Origin of the sequence: Streptomyces sp. N50 (assembly GCF_033335955.1) — a bacterium.
In the GTDB taxonomy this organism is placed as follows: domain Bacteria; phylum Actinomycetota; class Actinomycetes; order Streptomycetales; family Streptomycetaceae; genus Streptomyces.
This window is the reverse complement of the sequence record NZ_CP137549.1, coordinates 6,990,526-7,014,662: the sequence shown is the minus strand read 5'-3', so window position 1 is coordinate 7,014,662 and position 24,137 is coordinate 6,990,526. Positions and strand designations below refer to the sequence as shown.

Here is a 24,137-nt window from a genome sequence, read left to right as displayed (position 1 = left end):
ACAGCAGCAGTCTTCTGGGCGCAAGCCGTTCTTTTGCTCGCAAGAGCCTGTTGTGCTCGTTTTGCTCGCGCTACAACTGCGGAGCCGAAACACGGGCTTAACGCTCGCCTGGCCTTGAGGAAAGAGGCCCAATGATTGACGTCATGGTCGTGGACGACGACTTCCGCGTCGCCGAGATCAACGCCAAGTACGTGGGGAAGGTTCCCGGTTTCCGGGTCACCGCCCGCGCGCACAGCGCCGCCCAGGCGCTGGCCACCGTGGAACGCGGGACCATCGACCTGGTGCTGCTCGACCACTATCTGCCCGACCAGACGGGTCTCGAACTCGTCCACCGCATGCGGCAACAGGGCCACACGACCGACGTCATCATGATCACCGCGGCCAGCGATGTGACGACCGTGCAGCGGGCGATGCGCCTCGGTGCCCTGCACTACCTGGTCAAGCCCTTCACCTTCGCCGCGCTGCGCACCCGCCTCGACTCGTACGCCGCCCTGCGCCGCACCGTCGACCGCGTCGGCGGCCGGGGCATCGCCGGGCAGGAGCAGGTCGACCGCATCTTCGGCGCCCTGCGTACGACGACCGTGCCGGCCTCCCCCGGCCTGCCCAGCGGTCACTCGGAACCGACCACCGACCTGATCTGCGGCGTCCTGCACAGCGCCGGCCACCCGCTCTCGGCACACGAGGTCGCCGCCGAGACCGGCCTGAGCCGCTCCACGGCCCAGCGCTACCTCCGCCACCTGGAACAGGCCGGCCGCCTCCGCCTCTCCCTCAAGTACGGCGACACGGGGCGCCCGGAGCACCGCTACGCCTGGGTGGCGCCGTAGCCGCGCGACAGCCGCACACTCGCGCGTGGCTACGGCACACAGGCCCCGCTACACGGCCCCGGCCCCCGTGAGCGCCCGCACCTCGGTCTCCGCGTGCTTGGCCTCGTCCGGGACCTCCGGCGAGGTGACCGTGCCGAGCCAGCCGGCCAGGAAGCCGAGCGGGATCGAGACGAGGCCGGGGTTCTGCAGCGGGAAGAACTGGAAGTCGACGCCCGGGAACAGCGATTCGGGACTGCCCGACACGACAGGCGACAGCAGCACGAGCACCAGTGCGGGGATCAGTCCGCCGTATACGGCCCACACGGCGCCGCGGGTCGTGAAGCCACGCCAGAACAGCGAGTAGAGCAGCACCGGGAGGTTCGCGGAGGCGGCGACGGCGAACGCGAGGCCCACCAGGAAGGCGACGTTGAGGTTCCGGGCGACGAGGCCGAGCCCGATCGCCGCGACGCCGATGCCGACCGCGGCGACCCGCGCCACGGCCACCTCGCTGCGCGGCTTGGCGTTCGGGCGCCGCAGCGACGCGTACAGGTCGTGCGCCACGGATGCCGAGGAGGCCAGGGTGATCCCGGCGACCACCGCGAGGATCGTGGCGAAGGCCACGGCCGCGACGATCGCGAACAGGACGGTGCCTCCGGTGGAATCGGCGCCTCCGCCGAGATCGAGGGCGAGCAGCGGGACCGCCGTGTTCCCGGCCTCGTTCGACTTCCGAAGGGTGTCCGGTCCCACGACCGCCGCGGCGGCGAAGCCGAGGACGATCGTCATCAGGTAGAACGCGCCGATGAGTCCGATCGACCACACCACCGAACGGCGCGCGGCCCGTGCGGTCGGCACGGTGTAGAAGCGGGACAGGATGTGCGGCAGCCCGGCCGTGCCCAGCACCAGCGCGAGACCCAGGCTGATGAAGTCGAACCGCGCGGTCCAGTCCCCGCCGTACTTGAGCCCCGGCGCCAGGAAGGCCGCGCCGTGACCGCTGCGCGCGGCGGCCGTGAGCAGCAGGTGGTTCAGGTTCCCGTGGAAGCGCACCAGGGTCAGCACCGTCAGCGCGATGGTGCCGCTCATCATCAGGACCGCCTTGACGATCTGGATCCAGGTGGTGGCCCGCATCCCTCCCATCGACACATAGATCACCATGAGCGCCCCGACGCCGATGACGGTCCAGGCCCGCGCGGCCGGACTCGTCCCGCCCAGCAGCAGCGAGACCAGGCTGCCCGCGCCCACCATCTGCGCCACCAGGTAGAGAACGGACACGGTGACCGAGGAAGTTCCCGCCGCGATCCGCACCGGCCGCTCGCTCATCCGGGCGGCGACCACGTCGGCGAGCGTGAACCGCCCGCAGTTGCGCACCAGTTCGGCGACGAGGAACAGCACCATGAGCCAGGCGACGAAGAATCCCACCACGTACAGCAGGCCGTCGTAGCCGAACAGCGCGATGAGCCCGGTGACCCCGAGGAACGAGGCTGCGGACAGATAATCACCCGAGATGGCAAAACCATTCTCCATCGGGGAGAAGAGCCGCCCGCCCGCGTAGAACTCCTCCTCCGAGCCGTGCCGGTTGCGGCTCACCCAGGTGGTGATCCCGAGGGTGACCGCGATGAACGCGCTGAACAGCAGCAGCGCCAGCGTCTGATGGTTCCCGGTCACGACGTACCGCCTCGAATGCCTCGTGTCAGTTCCTGTGTGTCCCAGCGCAGTTCGAGCGCGGCCCGGTCCCTGCGCAGCCGCGCGTGCCGGGCGTAGGCCCAGGTGAGCAGGAAGGTCGTGAGGAACTGCCCGAGTCCCGCGACCATCCCCACGTTCACCGCGCCGGCCACCGGCCGGGCCATGAATCCGGGTGCCGTCGTCGCCGTCACCACATAGGCCACGTACCAGGCGAAGAAGACGACGGTGGCCGGCACCACGAACCGCAGATACCGGCCGCGCACCTCCTGGAAGGCCGCGCTGCGCTGCACCTCCAGATACACGTCGCCCGCACGGACGGCGTGGTCCGCGTCCTCCCGGCGCGCGGCGGGCACCTCGGGCGCGGGCCCGCCCGTGCCGTCCAACTCGCCCCAGCCGGAGGCGAGTGCGTCGTACCAGGGGTCGTGGTACCTCACCTTTCCGGTTGCCTCGGCGGGGGTCAGGTCATGACCTTCGTGGCTCTCGGCCGGACTCTCGTGACCACTCCCGCCACCGCGGGGACGACCGTTGCTTGACTGCATGCCCAAGGATGGACAGAACGGGAAGATCCCCGACTCTTCTTCTCCGGTCTCTTCACCCCATCAGGTGACTCAACTCGCTGGTGGCCGCACCAGTCCTTTCCCGTAGGCGTAACGCACCGCCTGCGCACGGTCCTTGAGCCCCGTCTTGGCGAACAGGTTGTTGATGTGGGTCTTCACCGTCGCCGTGGAGACATGCAGTGTGCGGGCGATCTCCTGATTCGTCAGGCCCTCGGCGATCAGCAGCAGCACCTCCGTCTCCCGCGCGGTGAGCCCGTCCGGCGGCTCGGCCGACTCCGACGCCGGCTGCGGCTCGGGCTCCGACAGGCGCTCCAGCAACCGGCGTTGGATGCTCGGCGACAGCCCCGCGTCCCCCGACAGCACGCTCTCCACGGCCCGTACGATCTCGTCGCCGCCCGCGTCCTTGGTGAGATAGCCACGCGCCCCCGCGCGCAGCGCCGGGAACAGCGAGGCGTCGTCCGCGAACGTCGTGAGCACCACGACCTGCGTCCCCGGGTGCTCGGCGCGGATCCGCCGGGTTGCCTCGACACCGTCGCAGCGCGGCATGCGCAGGTCCATCAGGACGACGTCCGGGGCGAGTTCGGCCACGAGCCGCACCGCCTCGTCCCCGTCGGCGGCGGCGCCGACGACCTCGATCCCGGGCAGCAGCCCCAGCAGCATCACGATGCCTTCCCGTACGACGGTCTGGTCGTCCGCGACCACGACCCGCGCGGGTTTCCTCACGGCCTCATCCGTCATGCAGGCACCTTCAGCGTCACCACGAATCCCTCCTCGTCCGGCCCGGCCAGCAGCGAACCGCCCAGCAGCTCGGCGCGTTCCCGCATGCCCAGCAGACCGTATCCACCTCCCGCCCCGGTGAGTTCGCCCGGCGAACCGCCCGAGTCCCGTACATCCAGGGTCACTTCGTGCTCGCCGTAGTCCAGCGTGAGCAGTACTTTGGCGCCCGGGGCATGCTTGCGGACGTTCGTCAGGGCCTCCTGAGCGACCCGGCGCACGGCCTGCGAGGCCTCGGCGGGCAGCTGTCTCCGGTCACCCGTAACAGTGACCTCGGCACGGCCCGTCGTATCGACGATCTCGGTCAGGAAGTCCTCCAGCGGGCTCATCTCGCCCCGCAGCGCGGACAGGGCCTGCCGGGTCTCCACCAGACCGTCGCGGGCCATGCCCCGTGCTGCCACGACCCGTTCCAGGATCGTCTCCCGGTCGGCGCCCCGCTCGATCAGCAGCCTGGCCGCCTCCAGGTGCACGAGCTGGGCCGAGAGGCTGTGGGCCAGCACGTCGTGGATCTCCCGGGCGATACGGGCCCGCTCCGCCAGTGCGGCGGACTCCGCCTCGGCCGCTCTCGCCATGCGTTCCTGGGTGAGCAGCCGCTGGGCGCTGCCCCGGGCCTCGGCGTCTAGGCGGAGCGTGTATCCGGCTAGGGCCAGCCCGGCTGTCGTGACCGCGGTGGTCAGCCAGACGTCGTTGTTGACCGCGGCGAAGATCGCGAGGGACACCGCGGTCACCGGCACGGCGACCGCGATGGGCAGCCGCTCCAGCGAACTGACGGCGCAACCGCACCAGATGACGAGGGCCGGAACCCTGAAACCTGCTGCCTGTCCTCCGACCGCCATCCCGAGGAGCACGGCCATGAGCGCCACCGACGGCCAGAGCCTGTGGGCGAGAGTCGTGCGCCAGAACGCCCAGCCGACGACCGCCGCCAGCAGGATCCCGGCCGCGCCTGCGGCCAGGGCCCAGCCGTGGACGTGGCTGCTGGTGAGCGCACCCCCCAGGAGCACGCCGATCACCAGCAGCCGGACGGCCCAGGCGAGCAGACGCCGGGGCCGTGAGACCCCCACTCGGGCCAGCGCCTCCCGTGAGGGCCAGCGCGTCCAGGCGTTCTCCGTCACACGCGCTCCTTCCGGGCAGGCCTCGCCATGCCGAAACCGTACGCCGGGGCCGACCCGGCAGACCCGGTGAAGGACTGGGCCCGCCAGGCCAGGACCCCGGAGCGGACCAGCAGCGTCGCCGCGAGACCGAGCATCAGGGCCGAGCTGTTCTGGTGCACGCCCACGACCGCGCCCAGGGCGATGAGGCCGAGGCGCAGGGCTATGCCGACGATCCAGACGCCCCCGCTCGCCTTGGTGCTCTTGCTCCACACGGAACCGTCCGTCTCGACCCACAACCGCGTGGTCCAGGCCCAGCCGGCTCCGGTGGCCAGCCCGATGACCAGCTCGACGGCGAGCAGGAGGGCCGACTCGGTGTGGTGGTGGGCGTCGAGTATGCGGGGGTCGCGCAGCGCCACGACGGCGAGGATCACGGGGAGGAGCCACCAGCGCCGGTCGGTGTCGATCTGACGGGCGCGGAACTGCCGCACGATCACCACCGCGACGACGGCCACGATCACCAACGCGTTGACCAGCCCGGACATCAGAGCCTCCGTGAGCGGAAGGGGATGTCGGCGGCGAGCGCTGCCGACGCCTTCGACGCTACGGAAATTCGCGGGTCGGCAGATCGGCGCCAGGGTGGATCGTGGGTGGATCCCCGCACCGCCCCGGCTCCACCCAAGGGTGGAGCCGGGCGATGGCGGCGGGACTGGGCTGGCTCGGGTGCAAGCTGGGGCCGGGCCGAGCGGGGCAGAGCTGGGCTGGCTCGGGTGCGAGCTGGGTCCGGACCAAAGCCGGGGAGAGCCGAGCCGGCCCGGGCGGGCCGGGCCGGATCCAGGTCCGACCCGAGTCCAGATCAGAACAGGGCCTGGATCAGAATTGAGTCCGGATCAAAGCCGAGCGAGCCCGGATCAGAACCTCATCCCGATCAAGGCAGGCCCCGGATCGGAACCAGGTCCGGGAACGAAGCCGGGCCCAGTTCGAACCCGGGCCCGGCTCAGTGATCAGGCGTCGATCCGCGACCGGTCCAGCGTCGCCGCCGAGCTGGAGATGAACTCCTTGCGCGGTGCCACGTCGTTGCCCATGAGCAGATCGAAGACCTGCTCGGCCGCGTCCAGGTCGGAGAGGTTGATCCGGCGCAGGGTGCGGTGACGGGGGTCCATCGTCGTCTCGGCCAGCTGGTCGGCGTCCATCTCTCCGAGACCCTTGTAGCGCTGGATGGAGTCCTTGAACCGGACGCCCTTGCTCTGGAACTCCAGCATCTTCTCGCGCAGCTCACGGTCCGAGTACGTGTAGACGTACTTGTCCTGGCCCTTCTTGGGCTGGACCAGTTCGATGCGGTGCAGCGGCGGCACCGCGGCGAACACCCGGCCGGCCTCGACCATGGGCCGCATGTAGCGCTGGAACAGGGTCAGGAGCAGACACCGGATGTGGGAGCCGTCCACATCGGCGTCGGTCATCATGATGATCTTGCCGTAGCGGGCCGCGTCGATGTCGAAGGTACGGCCCGACCCCGCTCCTATGACCTGGATGATCGCCCCGCACTCGACGTTCTTCAGCATGTCGGTGACGGACGACTTCTGGACGTTGAGGATCTTGCCGCGGATCGGCAGCAGCGCCTGGAACTCGGAGTTCCGGGCGAGCTTGGCCGTACCGAGTGCGGAGTCTCCCTCGACGATGAACAGCTCGCTGCGCTCGACGTCGTCGCTGCGGCAGTCGGCGAGCTTGGCGGGCAGCGACGACGACTCCAGGGCCGTCTTGCGGCGCTGCGCGTCCTTGTGCTGCCGTGCCGCGATACGCGTGCGTGCGGCGGCGACGGCCTTCTCCATGACGACGCGGGCCTGGGCCGCGGCGTCACGCTTCGTCGAGGTCAGGAAGTCCTTGAGCTCCTTGGCGACCACGTTGGCGACGATCCGGCGGGCCGCCGACGTACCGAGCACCTCCTTGGTCTGGCCCTCGAACTGCGGTTCGGCGAGCCGGACGGTGACGACGGCGGTGAGGCCCTCCAGGGCGTCGTCCTTGACGACGTCGTCCTCGGCGACGCGCAGCAGTTTCTTGGCGCGCGCCACCTCGTTCATCGTCTTGACGACGGCCTGCTCGAAGCCGGCTACGTGGGTACCGCCCTTGGGGGTGGCGATGATGTTCACGTACGACCTGAGCGTCGTGTCGTAGCCGGTCCCCCAGCGCATGGCGATGTCGACGCCGAGTTCGCGGGTGACCTCGGTGGGCGTCATCTGGCCGTGGTCGTCCAGGACGGGCACCGTCTCCTTGAAGGTGCCCTGGCCCGACAACCGCAGGACGTCGCAGACCGGCTTGTCGCTCGCCAGGTACTCGCAGAACTCGCTGATGCCGCCGTCGAAGCGGAAGGACTCCTCCCCCTTGCTGCCGCCCTCGCCGAGGCCGTACTCGTCGCGGACGACGATGGTCAGCCCGGGCACCAGGAACGCGGTCTGCCGGGCCCGCTGGTGCAGGCCGTCCAGCGAGAGTTTGGCGTCCTTGAGGAAGATCTGCCGGTCGGCCCAGTAGCGCACACGCGTGCCGGTGCGGGTCTTGGGGATCCGCTTTGTCTTGCGCAGGCCACCGGGCTCGAACGCCGCGTCCGGGCCGGCGGTGGTGAAGGAGCCCGGCACGCCGCGCCGGAAGCTGATGGCGTGGGTGTTGCCGCTGCGGTCCACCTCGACGTCCAGGCGCGCGGACAGGGCGTTCACCACGGAGGCGCCCACGCCGTGCAGACCACCGGAGGCGGCGTACGAGCCGCCGCCGAACTTGCCGCCGGCGTGCAGCTTGGTCATGACGACCTCGACACCGGAGAGGCCGGTCTTGGGCTCGACGTCGACCGGGATCCCCCGGCCGTTGTCCCGGACCTCCACCGAGGCGTCGTCGTGCAGGATGACCTCGATGTGGTCGCAGTAGCCCCCGAGGGCCTCGTCCACGGAGTTGTCGATGATCTCCCACAGACAGTGCATCAGGCCACGGCTGTCGGTGGACCCGATGTACATACCCGGGCGCTTGCGTACGGCCTCGAGCCCCTCGAGGACGAGCAGGTGCCGCGCGGTGTAGTTGGAACCGTCCCGGTCTGCTCCTGCCAGCAGCGCTGTCGACGGCACGGACGTTTCGGCGGTCACGCGGTTCGCTCCTCGCTGAATTTCAGATGAGGCCCTTTTGGGTAAGGACCCGGCTTCGGTTGCCGCTCAGAGGGTACCGAGGCCTGGTAGAGCCGTTGTAACGCCACCCTCGTCTCCTCCTCACACTAGTCCAGGGTCGTATACCTGTTCGATCCCTCGATGGAGTGAAGTACATATCACGTTCCCTTCGGGGCATGAACCATTTAGGCTCCGGGCACGTCCTCATGAACAACCGGCAATCCAGCCGGGTGGACCCGACCCTGACCCCACAGCGCGAACCCGTACAGACACATAGACACGCAATACGGCACATTCGCCGCCAACCGGCAGCAGACAGCCGCCCCGGAAGAATTTTTCGAGAAAAGGCCACGAGCGGGAACGTTTTCGGCCTGGTTGGATGTTGACCCTGGTACGACAGCTCGTCGAGCTAGAGAAGAGGCGACGTGACTACTGTTCTGACCCCCGCGAGCCCACTGACGGCCGCCGATCGCTGCGACCGCTGCGGCGCCCAGGCATACCTGCGCGTCGTCCTGCTGAGCGGCGGAGAACTGCTCTTCTGCGCCCACCACGGCCGCAAGTTCGAGCCGGAACTCAAGAAGATCGCCGCTGAGATACAGGACGAGTCGGAGCGGCTGACCTCCGCTCCAGCAGCAAGCGTTCCTGAAGAAGACCGCTGACACATCGCGTCCACGACGAGCCAGCACCGGCCCAGGCCGGCGACGGGCGGCCCCGCTCCTGAACCACAGGAGCGGGGCCGCCCGTCTTCGTATCCGTTCGTTCGTACCCGCGGAGACCCGCGGATGCCGCTCAGACGCCGTCAGGCGCCCTTGTGCGGCCCTGGCGAGCCGCGGTGGCGGCCCAGTGTCCGAAGGACGTCCGACACCCTGGTGTAGACGCCTGGGCTCCCGGCGCGCCCGCACCCGCTGCCCCACGACACGAGCCCGATCAGCCGCCCCTGGGCGACCAGCGGCCCGCCGCTGTCCCCCTGGCAGGCGTCACGGCCCCCCTGAGCCTCTCCGGCACAGAGCATGGACTCGGACAGGTAGGTGCCGTCGGCACCAGCCGGATAGGCCTCCTCGCACTGCGCGTCGGACAGCACGTGCAGGCGCGCCGCGTGCAGGCTCCCCGCATAGTCGCCGCCGCCGGTGAGATCGCCCCAGCCGTAGACCGTGGCCGCCGTGCCCGCCCGGTAGGCCGTGTCGCCCGCGGCCGCCATCGTGACGACCGAACTCTGGGGCAGCGGATCGGCGAGCGTGAGCACGGCGAAGTCACCGGCGTTGCTGCGGGGGTCGTAGTCCGGATTGACCCAGACTTCGCGTACGGCGATCTCCTGGCCCCGGTCCGACAGCAGGTCCGTACGGCCCGCGATGGCCTTGAGGTCCGTCGCCCGGTGCGGCGGCGCCCCCAGGACGTCGTCGCCCATGCAGTGGGCCGCGGTCAGCACGGTGGTCCGGCCCACGGCCACACCGCCGCAGAACTGCCCCGCCCGGGTACCCCCGAACCGGTCACGGCTGGACAGCGCCACCGTCCAGGGGCTCACGGAGACATCGACCGGGAACCCGCCGACGACGATGCTGTCGGCGGCCACGGGGGACGCGGAGACCAGCGGTATGGCGGACGCGGCGGCCGCCAGGACCAGCGGCCGGGTCAGCGCCCGGGCAAGGGGACGACGCATGCACGTTCCTCACTCTGGGATGGTCTTGGGAGACCCACAGTGATCCAGCGCGCCACGCCCCGCACCCGCGGCCAGCACGAAGGCCCGGTCCCCTGAGGGGAAACCGGGCCTTCCGTGTCGTACGACTACGACCTAGTCGAGGTAGTCGCGCAGCACCTGCGAACGCGACGGGTGGCGCAGCTTCGACATGGTCTTGGACTCGATCTGGCGGATGCGCTCACGGGTGACCCCGTACACCTTGCCGATCTCGTCGAGGGTCTTCGGCTGACCGTCGGTGAGACCGAAGCGCATCGAGACCACACCGGCCTCGCGCTCGGACAGGGTGTCCAGGACGGAGTGCAGCTGCTCCTGGAGGAGGGTGAAGCTGACCGCGTCGGCCGGGACGACGGCTTCGGAGTCCTCGATGAGGTCACCGAACTCGCTGTCGCCGTCCTCACCCAGGGGGGTGTGCAGGGAGATGGGCTCGCGGCCGTACTTCTGGACCTCGATGACCTTCTCCGGGGTCATGTCGAGTTCCTTGGCCAGCTCCTCCGGGGTGGGCTCGCGGCCCAGGTCCTGGAGCATCTGGCGCTGCACGCGCGCGAGCTTGTTGATGACCTCGACCATGTGCACCGGGATACGGATGGTGCGGGCCTGGTCGGCCATCGCGCGGGTGATCGCCTGACGGATCCACCAGGTGGCGTACGTGGAGAACTTGTAGCCCTTGGTGTAGTCGAACTTCTCCACCGCGCGGATGAGTCCGAGGTTGCCCTCCTGGATCAGGTCCAGGAAGAGCATGCCGCGGCCGGTGTAGCGCTTGGCCAGGGAGACCACCAGTCGGAGGTTGGCCTCCAGGAGGTGGTTCTTGGCGCGGCGGCCGTCCTCGGCGATGATCTCCAGCTCGCGCTTGAGCTTGGGGGCGAGCTTGTCGGCGTTGGCCAGCTTGTCCTCGGCGAACAGACCGGCCTCGATGCGCTTGGCGAGCTCGACCTCCTGCTCGGCGTTGAGGAGGGGGACCTTGCCGATCTGCTTGAGGTAGTCCTTGACGGGGTCGGCGGTGGCACCGGCGGCTGCGACCTGCTGCGCGGGCGCGTCGTCCTCGTCCTCGTCGGAGAGCACGAACCCGGCGCTCTCGGCGCCCTCGGGCTCGTCCCCGGTCTTGCCGGGGGTCTCCTCGGTCGCCTCTTCGTCGACTACCTCGACGTCGTCCTTCTTGGCACTGGTCTTCTTGGCCGCCGCCGTCGTCTTCTTGGCGGCGACCTTCTTGGCGACCGCCTTCTTGGCGGGCGCGGTCTTCTTGGCAGCGACCTTCTGGGCGGCGTCGTCCTCGACGGAAGCGTCGGCGACGGCTGCCGCCGGAGTGGCGGTGGCGGTGGCCTTCTTGGCGGTCACCGTCTTCGCGGCGACCGTCTTGGTGGCGGTGCGCTTGGCCGGACTCTTCGCTGCGACGCTCTTTCGGGTGCGCTTGGGCTCCGCGGCACTGACCATCAGCGTCACACCCTCTTCCTCGAGGATCTGGTTGAGGCTGCGCAGTACGTTCTTCCACTGAGTGGCCGGAATCTGGTCAGCTTCGAAGGCCCGACGCACGTCATCGCCGGCGATCTGCCCCTCAGCCTTTCCCCGCTCGATGAGCGCCATGACAGAGACGGACTCGGCGATCTCCGGCGGGAGCGTACGGGATGTGCTGGCCGACACGAACAACCTCTCGGAACGATGGAAAACGGCTTCCGGCCCCGTCCGGTACGGACAGGAGCCGACGACCGCCGACTTGGGGATGGGCCGACGGCGCGGGCTGGGGCCGGGAAGAAACACAGCGCCTTGAACGGCGTCCGTATTCCCTTCCGCGGCTGTCACCTCTTAGGTCATCGCACAGTGCCCGCGAGCGTTACGCCCAATCTGCGTGGCCCGAGTCACACCCCGTAAGCGCTCAAAAACGGTCAGACACGGGCAGAGGAGGTCACCCAGGGCCGTGGCGGGCGCTCCTCAGGGAGATTCAACACCCCGTCGCACCGCCGGACCCCGCCGGATTCCCTGGAGGATCCTGCGGGGTCCGGCGGAAGACGGGCGCCCCGGCCGGGCGCCGCCACGAGAACGCGGCACACCTCGACCGCACGGACCATCCCGTGCGCGTCAGTGTTCGCGCGGGGCGGGCACCACGCGCTCCACCTCGGGGTGCACGATGAGCAGCTGCCGCATGGCCGCCTCGGCCGCCGCACCGTCGCCGGCGGCGAGGGCGTCGACGATCCGGGCGTGGTGCCCCAGGGAGGCCTCGGTCGGGCGGTCACAGCCGGTGACCGGGCCGCCGGAGACCTGGAGAGCCGAGGAGACGATCCCGGAAAGGTGCTCCAGCATCCGGTTGCCCGCGACCTGGATGAGCAGCGAGTGGAACTCGGCGTCCGCGCGGGAGAAGGTCAGCGCGTCACCCTGCCCCATGGCGTGGCTCATGATCTCGACCATGTCGGAGAGGCGCTGCTGGACGTCCTCGCGCCCGTGCCCGGCGGCGAGGCGCGCGGCGAGCGGCTCGATCGTCCAGCGCAGCTCGCTCAGCTCGCGGCGCTGGTTGTCGCGCTGCGGGCCGAAGGCGCGCCATTCGATGATGTCCGGGTCGAGGAGGTTCCAGTCGCTGACGGGACGCACGCGCGTGCCGACGTTCGGGCGGGCGCTGACCAGGCCCTTGGCCTCCAGGACGCGGAGCGATTCGCGGACGACGGTGCGGGAGACCTCGAAACGCTGGCCGATCTCCTCGGGCACCAGCGGGCGGTCGGCGCCCAGGTCCCCGGAGACGATCATCTGACCCAGCTGCTGGACGAGTTGGCCGTGCAGCCCGCGTCCGCGGCTGCCCGCGGCACGCCGGCCCACGCGGCCCAGCTCAGGGTCGGAACCGTCCCAGGAAGGGGCTCCGAGGCGCTCGGTGACGGGCGCCTCGGCGTAGGGGTAGCGGTCGAGATCGCCCGGGCCGGCGAGACCGGAGTCTGCGGAGCGGGCGGCGGTCATCATGGTGTGCGCAAGGGTACTCACGGATCCTTTGTCGGCGCTGTCTCCAACTCCCTTGAGGTCTTTGGTGAAAAGCACACGAAAGGGTGATCGCTCACCCCGTCGCAATTGACGCCTTATCGGAAAGAAATGGGCTTTCTACGGGGAGTTGTGCGCAGAGCGGCACCCCAAGGGTTGCGGACGGTCGTCATCGGACCCTGCTCCGCAGGGTCGTGAGCAGATACGCGCAGAGCAGGGCGGTCAGCGACAACGCCAGTGCCCCGCCCACGGGTTGGGCGATCACCCGTGCCGCCGCGGACAGGTAACGCTCTCCCCCGAAGGGCCACTGGAGCAGCAACACCTTCCGCATCCGCATCGGGAACCCTTCCGCGGTCCGCACGGCCGGCCCTTCCAACGCCTTGTGCACGAGGGGTACGACGAGGATCGGTACGGCGACCACCGCGGCGAGCCCGGCCGTGGTGGACCGGAAGATGCCGGCCGCCAGAACTCCGGCCCAGGCGCAGCCGACGACCAGGCCGATCCAACTCGCGCTCATCGACAGCCAGTCGGCGGGAACTTGCGCGAGCTCCCGTCCGTAGACGAGATAGAGCACTTCGGCGTCGCAGCCCACCGTGAGGAAGGCCAGCAGCAGCGCGGTGGCCGCGGAGACGAGGAGCTTCGCGAGGAGCAGCCCCATCCTGCGGGGCACGGTGCCGCGGTCCGCCGCCAGGGCGGGGTGGCGGAACTCGTCACCGAACGCGAACGCGCCGAGCAGTCCCGCACCGAGCGCCGCGGGCGGCAGGGGCAACTCCCGCGGCCACGCGGCCAGCAGACGCGGCTGCGGGGTGTGCCCGATGCGCGCCAACAGCAGCGCGGTGAGGGCGGACACGACGAGTACGGCGGCCCCGGTCAGAAACCCGGTGCCGATACCGGCGGCCCGACGCAGCTCGTAGCGGAGCGGGCGCAGCGGACTGGGGGCGGAGCGGACGGAGATGGGAGGCGGCAGCGGGGACAGCGCCTCGGGGGTGAGGGCTTGGGAGGGGCGCGGGGCACGCGCGCGGGGACGGGTGCCGGACGACTCCTCGGGGTCGATGAGGGGGACCAGACGGGAGTTTGTGGCGGGAGTGCTGGCAGCAGCCCCGTGCGGCGGGTGGAGTTCGGCGGCGGGCGGCGGCTCAGCGGTGGGCGGCTGGGGACTGGGAGCGGGCGGCGCGGCGGGGCGGGGCCGTGCGGTATCGGCGGGCAGCGTGTCGGTGGATGGCGTCGGCGGTTCGGCGGGCAGCACGTCTGTGAGTCGCGTCGACGGCTCGGCAAGTGGCATGTCCGCGCGGGCCGATGGCGTCTCGGCTTCCGACGGGACGTCCGGCACCCGCGGCTCGTCGGCGGAATCCGCCTCATCCCGGGGGGCCGTTCCGGCGCCCGGTCCCATGTCCCCGATCTCGTCCGCGAGTTGGTGGACGAGGATGTCGTGCCGGAACGCCGTCTCGCCGACGTCGGCGCATGTACTGCCGTACACGGAAAGGCGGTTGCCGTCCTCCCGTACGACTTCCACGGAGCGGTGGGCGGTGCGGGCCTCCTTGGTGAGGAGAGCGGCCAGGCGGTTGGCGTGCGGGCTGCGGACGGCGACGCGGGGGCGCAGCCGGGTGCGGGCGAACTCTCCGGCCTCCTGGTCGGCTACGAGTCTGCCCTGCTCCAGGGTGACGACCCGGTCGGCGCTGCGGGCGGCCTCCTTGGGGTCGGCGGTGGTGAACAGGACCGTGCCGCCCTGGGCCGCGTGCGCGCGCAGCATGCCGTACAGCCAACGGCTTTCGCGGGCGGAGAGGGCGTCCGCGGGTTCGTCCAGCACGAGGGTGTGCGGGTCGGACAGCAGGGCGCAGGCGAGGCCGAGTCGGCGGTCCATGCCCCGCGCGAGGCTGCCGAGGCGTTCGTCGCGCAGGCTGACGATGCCGACCACTTCGAGGACCTCGTCGGCGCGCCGGGCGGGAACTCCCGCCGCGGCGCACAGCATCCGGAGGTGGCCGCGGACCGATCGGGCCGGATGACCCGGCACATCACCCAGGAGGACGCCGACCTCGCGCGACGGGTGGGCGATGCGGTGCAGGGGGCGGCCCCTGAAGTAGGTGATTCCACGCCCCTGTTGGAGTTCGAGCATGAGTCTGAGCGCGGCCGTCTTTCCCGCGCCCGGTGCTCCGAGGAGTGCGGTGACACGGCCCGCACGTGCCTCGAAGGAGACGTCGTCGACGGCGGGCGGATGCTCCTTGCGGGCGTTGCTGGTCAGTCCGAAGGCCTGGATCACCCACAGCAAGATAGCGCGCTATGTCCGTTTTTCCGGGCACCGAACGGCCCGCTCCGCAACGGTTGATCGCCTCGGCCGAGCTGCTACGGCGTCACACCTCGGGGCGCAGCATCGGCGGGTTGAGCAGCGTGGCCCCGCCGGCCCGGAACAACTGCGCGGGGCGCCCGCCCTGACGGGTCGTCGTACCGCCCGTCGGGACGAGGAAGCCGGGCGTGCCGGTCACCTTGCGGTGGAAGTTGCGCGGGTCGAGCGCCACGCCCCACACCGCCTCGTAGACGCGGCGCAGCTCACCGACGGTGAACTCGGTGGGGCAGAACGCCGTGGCCAGGGACGAGTACTCGATCTTCGAACGGGCGCGCTCCACCCCGTCGGACAGGATCTGCGTGTGGTCGAAGGCGAGCGGTGCCACCGGATCGCCGTCGCGTCCGAACCCGCCCTGCTGCAGCAGCTCTTCGACGGGCGCCCAGCGCGCGTTGCTGGCGTCGCCGCCGGCGCGGGGCGCGGGCAGGTCGGGGGCGAGCGCGAGGTGGGCGACGCTGACGACGCGCATCCTCGGGTCGCGCTTGGGGTCGCCGTAGGTGGCGAGCTGCTCCAGATGTGCCCCGTTGTCCTGGGCGGGGGCGCCGGGGTCGTGGGCACGCAGTCCCGTCTCCTCGGCCAGTTCGCGTGCCGCGGCCTGCGACAGATCCTCGTCGGCCCGCACGAAGCCGCCGGGCAACGCCCAGCGCCCCTGGAACGGCGGCTCACCCCTGCGTACCGCCAGCCCGCACAGAGCATGGCGGCGCACGGTCAGCACGACCAGGTCCACGGTGACGGCGAAGGGCGGATACGCTGACGGGTCGTAGGACATGCGGCGATCATAGTCGTCTGCCTGACGATAAACACTCCCTTCGCCGGTACCGTCGTGACTGATCCACTTAGGTGCGATGTACGGCTCGCCTGCCGCTTCCGGCCGTCTCCCGATCCGGCCTCCTCCGAGGTCACGCTCCCAATTGCAGGCCGTCGGCCGCCTCTTCGACCATGGCGACACCGAGGCGACCGACCCGTACGGCGAAGGGGGCGCCCGCGATCCGCAGCCCGGTGAGGCCGATCTCGCCCAGGGGCGCGCTGCGCACCGGGCGGAGGGTGACCGTGCGGGCGGGGGCGTCGGGGCGGATGCCCGCGAGAGTGGTCAGCAGCAGCACTCCGGCGGCCGCCGCCGTGGCCGCCGGGCGACAGGCCGCCGGGTGCGGAAGGGGAGCGCTCCCGTCTGTGCGCTGCTCCCCCGCGTACATCTCGGGGAGCCGGTGTCCGAACGCCTCGGCCGCCGTGAGCACACCCCGCAGCAGCGAGGTCGCCTCCTTCTCGTACGCGGCGGCGGCCAGGCCCGCGACGGCGATCGCCGTCTCCGCCACCCGCACGGCTCCGCCCCGGTGACTGAATGGGCTGTATCCCGGTTCCTTCGCACCCAGACCACGCAGTCCCCAGCCCGAGTCCATGGCCGGGGCGCCGAGCAACCGGGCGAGTTGCTCGGCCCGCACCTTGTCGAGCAGGCCGGGCGCGTACTCGCCGCCGCCCAAGAGACCGGTGTCGAGGAGGTGGGCCGCGGTCGCGCCGAGGTGCGGTACGAGACGTCCGTCCGGAGACCGGGCCGCTGCCGGGCGGCCGCCGCCCAGGTCCCCGATCCAGAAGTCCGCGCGGAAGGCGGTGCGTAACTCCTGGGCCCACTCCCGCAGTTCCGCACCACCGGGTCTGCCGAACGCGTCGAGCAGATCGGCACCGAGCAGCGCCGCCCGGTGGGCGTGGGCCTGTGTCTCGCAGCGGACGGGGCCGCCCGGGTGCGGGTCGCTCAGATACGTGCCGTCACCCACGGCGGTCCGCAGCCAGGTCAGACAGCGCTCGGCGGCCGGGAGCAACTCCCGCGTCTCCTGCTCCGGAAGCCCCCAGCGGCGGGCCTCCGCGAGCAGCACGGGGAAGAGCAGGGTCGCCTCGGTCCCCGTGCAACTCGGCGGAAGATGGGCGCCGGCGTCACGACGCGGTCCAGGAATCAGACCCAACTGCGCTCCGGCGCGCTGGAGTTGGGTGCGGGCGAGGATCCGCAGTGTGCCCGCGGCGAGCCGCGTACCGAGAGGCAGCGTCATCCGCGCCGCCGTGAGCGACTCGGCCGGCGCCAGCCCGCAGCGCCAGGGTGCCCCGGCCGCGAGATGAATGTCGGAGGGGTGGGCGGGGTCGCGCAGCAGCAGTGCCTGGAGGTCCTCGATGCTGGTCCGCAGGAGCACCGGGACTCGGGGGTCGTCGCCGGTCGCCCGTGCGGAGGCCAGGGGACTCGTCGCGCCGTGGCCCACCGCCCTGATCGGTCCCGCGCCGTCCGGCCGTACCCGGAGTTCCACGCTCACCGTGCCGCCCGGTGGCAGTTCGAACTCCCAGCGCAGAAGCCCCGCGGAGGCCATCGCGTCGGCGGGCGGAGGGTCGGCCGTGACCGCCGAGTTGCCCGTGGGGCCGGACCAGCGCAGGCCCGAGTCGTGGACGCTGGCGGGCAGTTCGGTTCCTGCACTGCCTGCGGCGATCGCGCCCAGATCGGCCATGTCGGTGCCGAGCGCCACCTCGACCGGCAGGCGCAGCGGGCGCCAGGAAACGCTGCGCAGAGTGATGCGTTCGGTGCCGTCGGCGTGCCGGGTCCGCTCGACGACGAGGTCCGGGTCCGGGCCGCAGTCCGGGGAGACCCGCATGGTCCCCACGAAACGGGCGCGGTCGGCCGCCGTCATCCTGGCCTGCACCGCCAGTGGTTCCCGTCCGGCCACCCGCAGCTGGCAGCGGGAGAGCACGCGTCGCCCCGCGCGGTAGAACCCCTCCAGCCCCCGTCCGTTCAGCTGCCCTTGCTCGGTGGAGACGGCCAGGCCCGGGAGGGCCACGCAGATCAGGGTGGTGTGGGTGGGCGGTAGTTCGAGGGAGCGGCGGGGCGTCGGGCGGAACGGGCGTGGCGGGTGTGGTGGAGGGCTTTGAGGCGGGGAGCCGGGAGAGGACTCGCGCGGAGAAACAGGAGACGAGGGGCGTGGGGATGCGGGCGGGGGTGGGCGGCGGATCTGGCCGGGTGCCCGCCCTTCTGCCGGTGGATGGGACGGTTGCGGCGGATGCTCGGGATCGGCGGTGCCCGCGTACGGCGGCGCGGAGCCGGTGCCGAGGTACGGCTGTGACGGGCTCGTGCTTCCGTACGGCGGCGATGAGTTGGTGGCCCGACTCGGGCGCGGCTCGGGGTCGACGGAGTCGGGGCGGTCGTCGTCGGCGGAGGGCGGAGTCGGCTGGTGCATGGGCGGCTTCTTCTGCGCTCTGTGCGCCTCAGACGTGTGCGGCGCCGGATGGACGGTTCCGGGAGGACAAGGACTGTCCGGCGACACGGCCCGTTCAGGCGTTCCGCCACTCAGGTGAACGGAACCGGGCTCCTCGTGGTCACGCCTGCCGCCTGGGAAGCCGACCGAATGGCGGCGCGGCGCAAGGGGCGAAGGGAGCGGACAACTGGCGCCGGTCCCCCGGTCCCGGCGTCCGCCGAACCGGCGCGTGGTCCGTCGGCCGAACGCGCCCGTTTCTCGTGCCGCGTGCACCTCGGCAAGTCCAGCGGCAAGTCCGGCGTCAGCCCACGCGCTGGGGATGCTGACCGCTTGCAGAGTCACCGTCAGCCGCCGGACGCCCCGGTGGACCCACGCGTGGAACCAAGCTCCGAACGCACCGGGCCGACCACTGGACCGGCGGGGCGGCCTGCCACTCCCCCAGCCCTTGATCACCCGTCCCCCTCAATGCCGTTGCTCCCCGGCTGCGGCGTCTCCGAGCAGGTGTCGTAGCGCCGCGCATCGGTCTTCCCAGAGGTACGCGGCCGTGTGCCGCCGGGGCGTGCGGTGCCCTGCGCCGGTGTGCGCGGGCGGGATCCGCTAGTGCCGGGTCGGCGGCCGTTCACGCCCGAGGGATGAGGATGGCCTTCGGCTCCGTCGGCGGTACGGGTGCGTCGCCGACGGCGAGGGGCTGTGGGCGAGGCCGCCTCCCGTGCCGGGCTGTCACCGGGACCGCTCCCGCCGCGCTGTACGGAACCGTCGGCGACTTTCGCGCCGCCAACCAGCCCTCCGGCGGGCGTTGCCTCTCCGACTTCGGCCGCGTTTCCAACTCCCGCCGCTCCTCCGGCTCCTGCCGCTCCTTTGGCTCCCGCAGTCCTTCCAACTCCCGCCACGTCTCCGACGCCCGCAGCCCCTTCAGCCCCCGCCACCCCTCCAGAGCCCGCCACTCCCCCAACTCCGGTCACCTCTCCGATGCCGGCCGGTCCCCCAACTGCCGTGGCCCCTCCAGCTCCCGCCGCTTTTCCAACTCCCGCCGCCCCACCGACTCCTGCCCTGTCTCCAACTCCCGCACCTACACCGGCTCCAGCCGCACTTCCAACCCCCGTCCCCCTCCCGGCGCCCGGCGCCTCTACACCCTCCGTAACCTCCGCCCGCCCCACCCGCTCCGCGCGCAGGCACCGCCGGATCGACTCCGGGTCCAGGCCCTCGTTGCAGGCCTGGTGCAAGAGGCGGGCGAACAGGTAGTCGGGGTCCGCGCCCAGGGCCATGGCCAGGGCCTCCCTGGCCTCCAGGTCGTCGCCGGTCGACCAGGCGACCCAGCCGGCCAGGGTGAGAGGAGCCGCGGCGTGTTCGCCGTACGGTCCGACGCAGCGGCGGGCCAACGCGCGCCAGAGGCGCAGGGCCGGTACCGCGTCGTCGCCCTCCATCCACTCGGCGGCGCGATCGCGGGTCGTGCGGTCCTGGAGGCCGAGGATCAGCGTGGCGGCCTCGTCGTGGGCGAGCAGCGCGTCATCGCGGAAGTCCGCGTAGAGGGCACCGGACACGTGCGGCGCCGCCGCGAATCGCCTCATGATCCGCTGGGCCAGATCCAAGGTCTCCTGCCCCACGTCCGGTCGGCTGGCGTCGTCGAGGATCCTGGGGACCAGGGTCATGCCGGCGGCGTCCAGCGCGACTTCCTGCCGAAGTGCCAGAGCCGTTTCCCAGGGCTGCAGCCTGGCCCGCAACTCCCTCAGCGTGCCGCGCACTTGGAGTCCCGCGTAGGTCGCCGCAGCGGCCAGTACGGAGGTGCCTGGCAGGCCCATCGGGGATCCGTCGACCGGGCAACACCCCTCGATCGGGCAGCAGTACGACCAGAACCGGCCGTCCGAGATGCAGAGCGCCTCGATCACCGTCACGTCGAGGCGGCCGCACTCGGTGCGCAGCTTCTGCACGAGCGGGCGCAGGCGTTCCATGACCTGGCGTCCCGACTCTCCCGGCGCCGGTTCCTGACAGACGTAGGCGATCATCTGCTCGGGCCGGGTTCCCCTGCGCTCGCTGCCCGTCACCAGGCCGTGGGCCAACTGCCGCGCCACGGAAGCCCAGTCGTCCGCGCCGGCAGGGATGCCGAGCCGGGCCCTGCCGCCGAACCGGCCCCGGTCGCCCCGGTCGTGCAGGGCGACGAGGACGATGCTGTCCTCGGGGCGGTACCCGAGCAGATAGGGCAGGGCGTCGGCGAGTTCGGCGGGCGAGCGCAGGGTGACCTGGTGCTCTGCGCCGTGTCGCTCGTACGCGGTGGGGTCGATGTCGCCGTTTTCGGCGGATCCGGTCGTTTCGCTGTGGTTCGTCATGCGTCGACGATCTCGCGGATCGCAAAGTTCCGCTTGAGCCTGTGGATAAGTTCGGTCAGGGACACGCCACATGAGGTTCGACAGGCCCAAGTCGGCCCACCTGACCGGGAAATCCGGACCGCCCTCGGCGATCGCGTGATCACCCCACGGGACGGGGCGGCCGGGGCGGTTCTGTCGCCGCAACCAACACCCGCCCGAACCGAGGCAGTTCCGTGCCACCGAAGCCCGCCCCGACCCAGCGCGAATCACCGCACCCGCAGGCCGCCATCACTCCAACCGCAGGCCGCCGACGACAAGGATCCCGAAAACGAGACCTCAGCCCGCCGCAGCCAGGACCAACGGAAGCACCTGTTCGCTGCCTGACCGGCGGAGCAGTCGGGCAGCGACCGCGAGTGTCCAGCCCGAGTCCGTGTAGTCGTCCACGAGCAGGACCGGCCCGGGAGAGGCGGCCAGGGCATCGGCCAGTTCCCCGGAGACGGCGAACGCGTCGGACAGGGCCCTGAGGCGTTGGGCGGAGTTGCTGCGACGCGCCCCGTGCGTGCCGTCCGGTCCGGTGTACGTCAAGGTGCCCAGGAGGGGGAGGCGGCCGATGGTCGCGATGCCCTGGGCCAGGGAACCGACCAGTTGCGGGCGGCGCAGGGACGGTACGGCCACGACGCCCACGGGCCGGGCGGAGGCGTCCGCGACATTCGGTGCCCAACCGCCAGGAGAGCGCGCCCAGTCGGCGAGGACCGCCACCGCGGCTTTCAGGACGTCGTCGGGAACCGGGCCGTCGGGCGCGTTCTCTGCCAGCAGCGGGCGCAGCCGGTTGCCCCAGCCGATGTCCGAGAGGCGTCCCAGAGCGCGCCCCGTGGAGCACTGGTCCTTCGCCGGGATACGGCCCTTGAGGTCGACACCCAGCGCGGCCATCCCGGTCGGCCACATCCGGCGCGGCTCGACCTCCACGCCCGGGCGGTCCAGTTCCTTCGTCGCCCCTGTCAACGTCTCCGCGGAGACCGAGGAATCGATCCAGGCGCCCGCGCAGTTGTCGCAGCGGCCGCACGGCACCGCGCCCTCGTCGTCCAGCTGCCGGCGCAGGAACTCCATCCGGCACTGGGACGTACTCACGTAGTCGCGCATGGCCTGCTGCTCAGCCGCGCGCTGTTTGGCCACCCAGGTGTACCGCTCGGCGTCGTAGACCCACTCCGCGCCCGTGGCCGACCAGCCGCCCTTCACCCGCTTGACCGCGCCGTCGACGTCCAGGACCTTCAGCATCGTCTCCAGGCGGCTGCGCCGTAGGTCGACCGCCGTCTCCAGGGCCGGCACGGACAGTGGCCGTCCGGCGTCGGCGAGGGCCGAGAGGGTCTGCCTGACCTGTGTCTCGGGCGGGAAGGCCGTATCGGCGAAGTAGCGCCAGATGGCCTCGTCCTCGCGGCCGGGCAGGAGCAGCACGTCGGCGTGGGCCACACCGCGACCCGCACGGCCCACCTGCTGGTAGTAGGCGATCGGCGAGGAGGGCGAGCCGAGGTGGACGACGAAGCCCAGGTCCGGCTTGTCGTAGCCCATGCCCAGTGCCGAGGTGGCGACGAGGGCCTTGACGCGGTTCTCCTGGAGGTCGATCTCAGCCTGCAGTCGGTCGGCGTTCTCCGTCTTCCCGGTGTACGAGGCGACCTTGAAGCCGCGTTGACGCAGGAAGGCGGTGGCCTCCTCGGCGGCGGCCACCGTGAGCGTGTAGATGATCCCGGAGCCGGTCAGCTCGTCCAGGTGCTCGGCGAGCCAGGCCAAACGGTGCGCGGCGTCCGGCAGTTGGACCACTCCCAGCCGCAGGCTCTCCCGCTCCAGCGGGCCACGGAGCACCAGGGCCTCCCCCGCGCCCGTGCCCAACTGCTCGGCCACATCGGCCGTCACGCGCGCGTTGGCGGTCGCCGTGGTGGCCAGCACCGGTACGCCGGCGGGCAGTTCGGCCAGCATCGCCCGCAGCCTGCGGTAGTCGGGGCGGAAGTCGTGTCCCCAGTCGGAGATGCAGTGCGCCTCGTCGACCACCAGGAGGCCGGTCGTAGCGGCGAGCTTCGGCAGCACCTGGTCGCGGAAGTCGACGGAATTGAGCCGCTCCGGGCTCACCAGGAGGACGTCGGTCTCGCCCCGTTCGACCTCTCCGTAGATGTTGTCCCACTCCTCAGGGTTGGCCGAGTTGATCGTGTGCGCCCGGATACCGGCCCGCGCCGCGGACTCGACCTGGTTGCGCATCAGCGCCAGGAGCGGCGAGATGATCACCGTAGGACCGGAGCCGCGCCGGCGCAGCAGGGCGGTGGCGACGAAGTACACCGCCGACTTGCCCCAGCCGGTGCGCTGCACCACCAGCGCACGCCGGCGGTCCTCCACCAGGGCCTCCACCGCCTGCCACTGGTCCTCGCGCAGCCGCGCCGTACCGCTCCGATCTCCGACCAGCTCGGCGAGGATGGCGTCGGCTTCGGCACGCAGCTCCTGGTTGCTCATACCCCCATGCAACCGCACGCCACTGACAACGGCCCAATCCCCCGCCGCGACGGAGCGCGCGGGCCCGTGTCCCGCACCCCGTCCGACCGGCTCTCTCTGGACCTCCCGCACCTCAATGGCGTACGAAAGTGTCGTGCTCGAACGTCCCAGGCGTCGCCGGGTGGCTCATTGGGTAGGGATATAAGCCACAGACCGTCAGATAAGGGTCTGTGGCCCCATTTGCTCGTTGCCGCATCCCAGTTCGACAGGAAGAATTGGAGTCCGCTCCCCGCACGGCTCGTCCGTGATCCGGTAGGGCTCTGCTGCGGTGTGCGCTCCCCCGAATCCGACCCCGCCCGAAGTGTGGGCGCGTAGCCGAAGGGAGGACCGTGACCTTCGGATTCGCTCCGTCCTCCGCGGCATCCACGTCGACGTCTGCCGACCTGTCCGCCGCTTCCGCCAACCCCCTGGCCCGTCTGCTCGAGCCCTCCGAATGGGCCGCCGCCGGAATCCCGTTGCTGCGCAATCCCCGCGAGGTCGTCAGCGGGCTGCACTCCCGGCACCGTCCGAGACCGGCTACCGCGGTCGTGGCCGTCCTCGATCCGGACGAGCGGCTGCTCGCGAGCGCCTCGTTCGTCCGGCGGTCCGCCCCGGCCGACGGCTGGATGTTCCGCAACGCGCTGCTCGCGCAACTGCGCCGCGTCATCCCGCACGATCTGCGCCGCCGTACCCCGGTGCGCACGGCCGTGCTGCTCTACTGCCGTGAGGGCGACGCGCGTTGGACGGAGGAGGACGGCGCGTGGATGTGGGGGCTGCGGGACGCCTGCACGCTGCACGGGCTGCGCTGCGGGGCCTACATCACGCTGACCCGCGACGGCTGGCAGGTGCTCGGTGAGGGGCGCGGCGGCCGACGGCCCAGCGCGGACTCCGCGCCGGAACCTTTCGCCATGTCCGAGGTACCGCCCCTGCTGCCCCGCACCGGCGGCGCCGCCTCGGAGGTTCTGCGCCGCGCCGCGGCCCGCTGACACCCGGTCCGGGCTCCGCGCCCGGACCGTACGGCCCACTGCGGAGTCCTTACGACGCCGAGTCGCCCACACTCCTGTG

The 24,137-nt window shown here is 71.3% G+C and carries 17 protein-coding genes; 3 read left to right on the top strand and 14 right to left on the bottom strand.

The features are described 5' to 3' along the window. Window positions 1-131: 131 nt before the first annotated feature. Window positions 132-824 carry a response regulator gene (locus tag R2B38_RS31645; protein WP_318019258.1) on the top strand — a complete coding sequence of 231 codons (693 nt, stop codon included), beginning with the start codon at window positions 132-134 and terminating at the stop codon, window positions 822-824. Window positions 825-872: 48 nt separating this feature from the next. On the opposite strand, the gene R2B38_RS31640 is transcribed toward R2B38_RS31645, so the two are convergent. From R2B38_RS31640 to R2B38_RS31615, 6 genes are all read right to left on the bottom strand, one after another. Further along, window positions 873-2,465 carry a cation acetate symporter gene (locus R2B38_RS31640; RefSeq protein ID WP_318019257.1) on the bottom strand — a complete coding sequence of 531 codons (1,593 nt, stop codon included), beginning with the start codon at window positions 2,463-2,465 and terminating at the stop codon, window positions 873-875. Then, the gene (locus R2B38_RS31635; RefSeq protein WP_318019256.1) at window positions 2,462-3,022 is read right to left on the bottom strand and encodes a DUF485 domain-containing protein; all 561 of its coding nucleotides are present in this window, start codon (window positions 3,020-3,022) and stop codon (window positions 2,462-2,464) included. Before R2B38_RS31635 ends, R2B38_RS31640 begins: the two co-directional genes overlap by 4 nt. Before the next feature lie 69 nt (window positions 3,023-3,091). After that, window positions 3,092-3,778, bottom strand: a complete 687-nt coding sequence (locus R2B38_RS31630) for a response regulator transcription factor (RefSeq protein WP_318019255.1) — start codon at window positions 3,776-3,778, stop codon at window positions 3,092-3,094. Further along, window positions 3,775-4,926: a sensor histidine kinase gene (locus R2B38_RS31625; RefSeq protein ID WP_318019254.1), complete on the bottom strand. Its 1,152-nt coding sequence runs from the start codon at window positions 4,924-4,926 to the stop codon at window positions 3,775-3,777. Before R2B38_RS31625 ends, R2B38_RS31630 begins: the two co-directional genes overlap by 4 nt. Then, entirely contained in the window at window positions 4,923-5,447 is a 525-nt protein-coding gene (locus tag R2B38_RS31620) for a CcdC protein domain-containing protein (protein WP_318019253.1), read from the bottom strand. The genes R2B38_RS31625 and R2B38_RS31620 overlap by 4 nt, the downstream gene beginning before the upstream one ends. 459 nt (window positions 5,448-5,906) lie before the next feature. Beyond that, on the bottom strand, window positions 5,907-8,027 hold the full coding sequence (locus tag R2B38_RS31615) for a DNA topoisomerase IV subunit B (RefSeq protein ID WP_318019252.1): 2,121 nt from the start codon (window positions 8,025-8,027) through the stop codon (window positions 5,907-5,909). Between the two features lie 443 nt (window positions 8,028-8,470). Here R2B38_RS31615 and R2B38_RS31610 point away from each other — a divergent pair, with 443 nt between their 5' ends. Next, complete coding sequence (locus tag R2B38_RS31610) at window positions 8,471-8,704, top strand: hypothetical protein (protein WP_019061015.1); 234 nt, start codon at window positions 8,471-8,473, stop codon at window positions 8,702-8,704. Window positions 8,705-8,844: 140 nt separating this feature from the next. On the opposite strand, the gene R2B38_RS31605 is transcribed toward R2B38_RS31610, so the two are convergent. The 8 genes from R2B38_RS31605 to R2B38_RS31570 all read right to left on the bottom strand — a co-directional run bounded on the left by R2B38_RS31605 (window position 8,845) and on the right by R2B38_RS31570 (window position 23,054). Then, window positions 8,845-9,702 (bottom strand): S1 family peptidase, encoded by an 858-nt coding sequence (locus R2B38_RS31605; RefSeq protein ID WP_318019251.1) that lies wholly within the window; start codon window positions 9,700-9,702, stop codon window positions 8,845-8,847. Between the two features lie 132 nt (window positions 9,703-9,834). Further along, the gene (locus tag R2B38_RS31600) at window positions 9,835-11,376 is read right to left on the bottom strand and encodes an RNA polymerase sigma factor (RefSeq protein ID WP_318019250.1); all 1,542 of its coding nucleotides are present in this window, start codon (window positions 11,374-11,376) and stop codon (window positions 9,835-9,837) included. A gap of 435 nt (window positions 11,377-11,811) precedes the next feature. Further along, window positions 11,812-12,699: a FadR/GntR family transcriptional regulator gene (locus R2B38_RS31595; RefSeq protein WP_199811058.1), complete on the bottom strand. Its 888-nt coding sequence runs from the start codon at window positions 12,697-12,699 to the stop codon at window positions 11,812-11,814. A 163-nt stretch (window positions 12,700-12,862) separates the two neighbouring features. Further along, window positions 12,863-14,950 (bottom strand): ABC transporter ATP-binding protein, encoded by a 2,088-nt coding sequence (locus tag R2B38_RS31590; RefSeq protein WP_318019249.1) that lies wholly within the window; start codon window positions 14,948-14,950, stop codon window positions 12,863-12,865. Between the two features lie 91 nt (window positions 14,951-15,041). Next, window positions 15,042-15,800 (bottom strand): NUDIX hydrolase, encoded by a 759-nt coding sequence (locus R2B38_RS31585; RefSeq protein WP_033283995.1) that lies wholly within the window; start codon window positions 15,798-15,800, stop codon window positions 15,042-15,044. A 130-nt stretch (window positions 15,801-15,930) separates the two neighbouring features. Beyond that, window positions 15,931-17,841 carry a glycogen debranching N-terminal domain-containing protein gene (locus R2B38_RS31580; RefSeq protein WP_318019248.1) on the bottom strand — a complete coding sequence of 637 codons (1,911 nt, stop codon included), beginning with the start codon at window positions 17,839-17,841 and terminating at the stop codon, window positions 15,931-15,933. 863 nt (window positions 17,842-18,704) lie between these two features. After that, entirely contained in the window at window positions 18,705-20,579 is a 1,875-nt protein-coding gene (locus R2B38_RS31575) for a DUF4192 domain-containing protein (protein WP_318019247.1), read from the bottom strand. A 315-nt stretch (window positions 20,580-20,894) separates the two neighbouring features. Continuing rightward, on the bottom strand, window positions 20,895-23,054 hold the full coding sequence (locus tag R2B38_RS31570; RefSeq protein WP_318019246.1) for a RecQ family ATP-dependent DNA helicase: 2,160 nt from the start codon (window positions 23,052-23,054) through the stop codon (window positions 20,895-20,897). Between the two features lie 368 nt (window positions 23,055-23,422). On the opposite strand from R2B38_RS31570, the gene R2B38_RS31565 reads away from it, so the two are divergent. After that, window positions 23,423-24,058 (top strand): hypothetical protein, encoded by a 636-nt coding sequence (locus R2B38_RS31565; RefSeq protein ID WP_033286213.1) that lies wholly within the window; start codon window positions 23,423-23,425, stop codon window positions 24,056-24,058. Window positions 24,059-24,137: the final 79 nt, after the last annotated feature.

What these genes read in the sequence shown, in the direction of transcription:
- R2B38_RS31645 (WP_318019258.1), top strand. Translation starts at nt 132, where the DNA reads ATGATTGACGTCATGGTCGTGGACGACGACTTCCGCGTCGCCGAGATC.
- R2B38_RS31635 (WP_318019256.1), bottom strand. Translation starts at nt 3,022, where the DNA reads ATGCAGTCAAGCAACGGTCGTCCCCGCGGTGGCGGGAGTGGTCACGAG.
- R2B38_RS31630 (WP_318019255.1), bottom strand. Translation starts at nt 3,778, where the DNA reads ATGACGGATGAGGCCGTGAGGAAACCCGCGCGGGTCGTGGTCGCGGAC.
- R2B38_RS31620 (WP_318019253.1), bottom strand. Translation starts at nt 5,447, where the DNA reads ATGTCCGGGCTGGTCAACGCGTTGGTGATCGTGGCCGTCGTCGCGGTG.
- R2B38_RS31605 (WP_318019251.1), bottom strand. Translation starts at nt 9,702, where the DNA reads ATGCGTCGTCCCCTTGCCCGGGCGCTGACCCGGCCGCTGGTCCTGGCG.
- R2B38_RS31585 (WP_033283995.1), bottom strand. Translation starts at nt 15,800, where the DNA reads ATGTCCTACGACCCGTCAGCGTATCCGCCCTTCGCCGTCACCGTGGAC.
- R2B38_RS31575 (WP_318019247.1), bottom strand. Translation starts at nt 20,579, where the DNA reads ATGACGAACCACAGCGAAACGACCGGATCCGCCGAAAACGGCGACATC.
- R2B38_RS31570 (WP_318019246.1), bottom strand. Translation starts at nt 23,054, where the DNA reads ATGAGCAACCAGGAGCTGCGTGCCGAAGCCGACGCCATCCTCGCCGAG.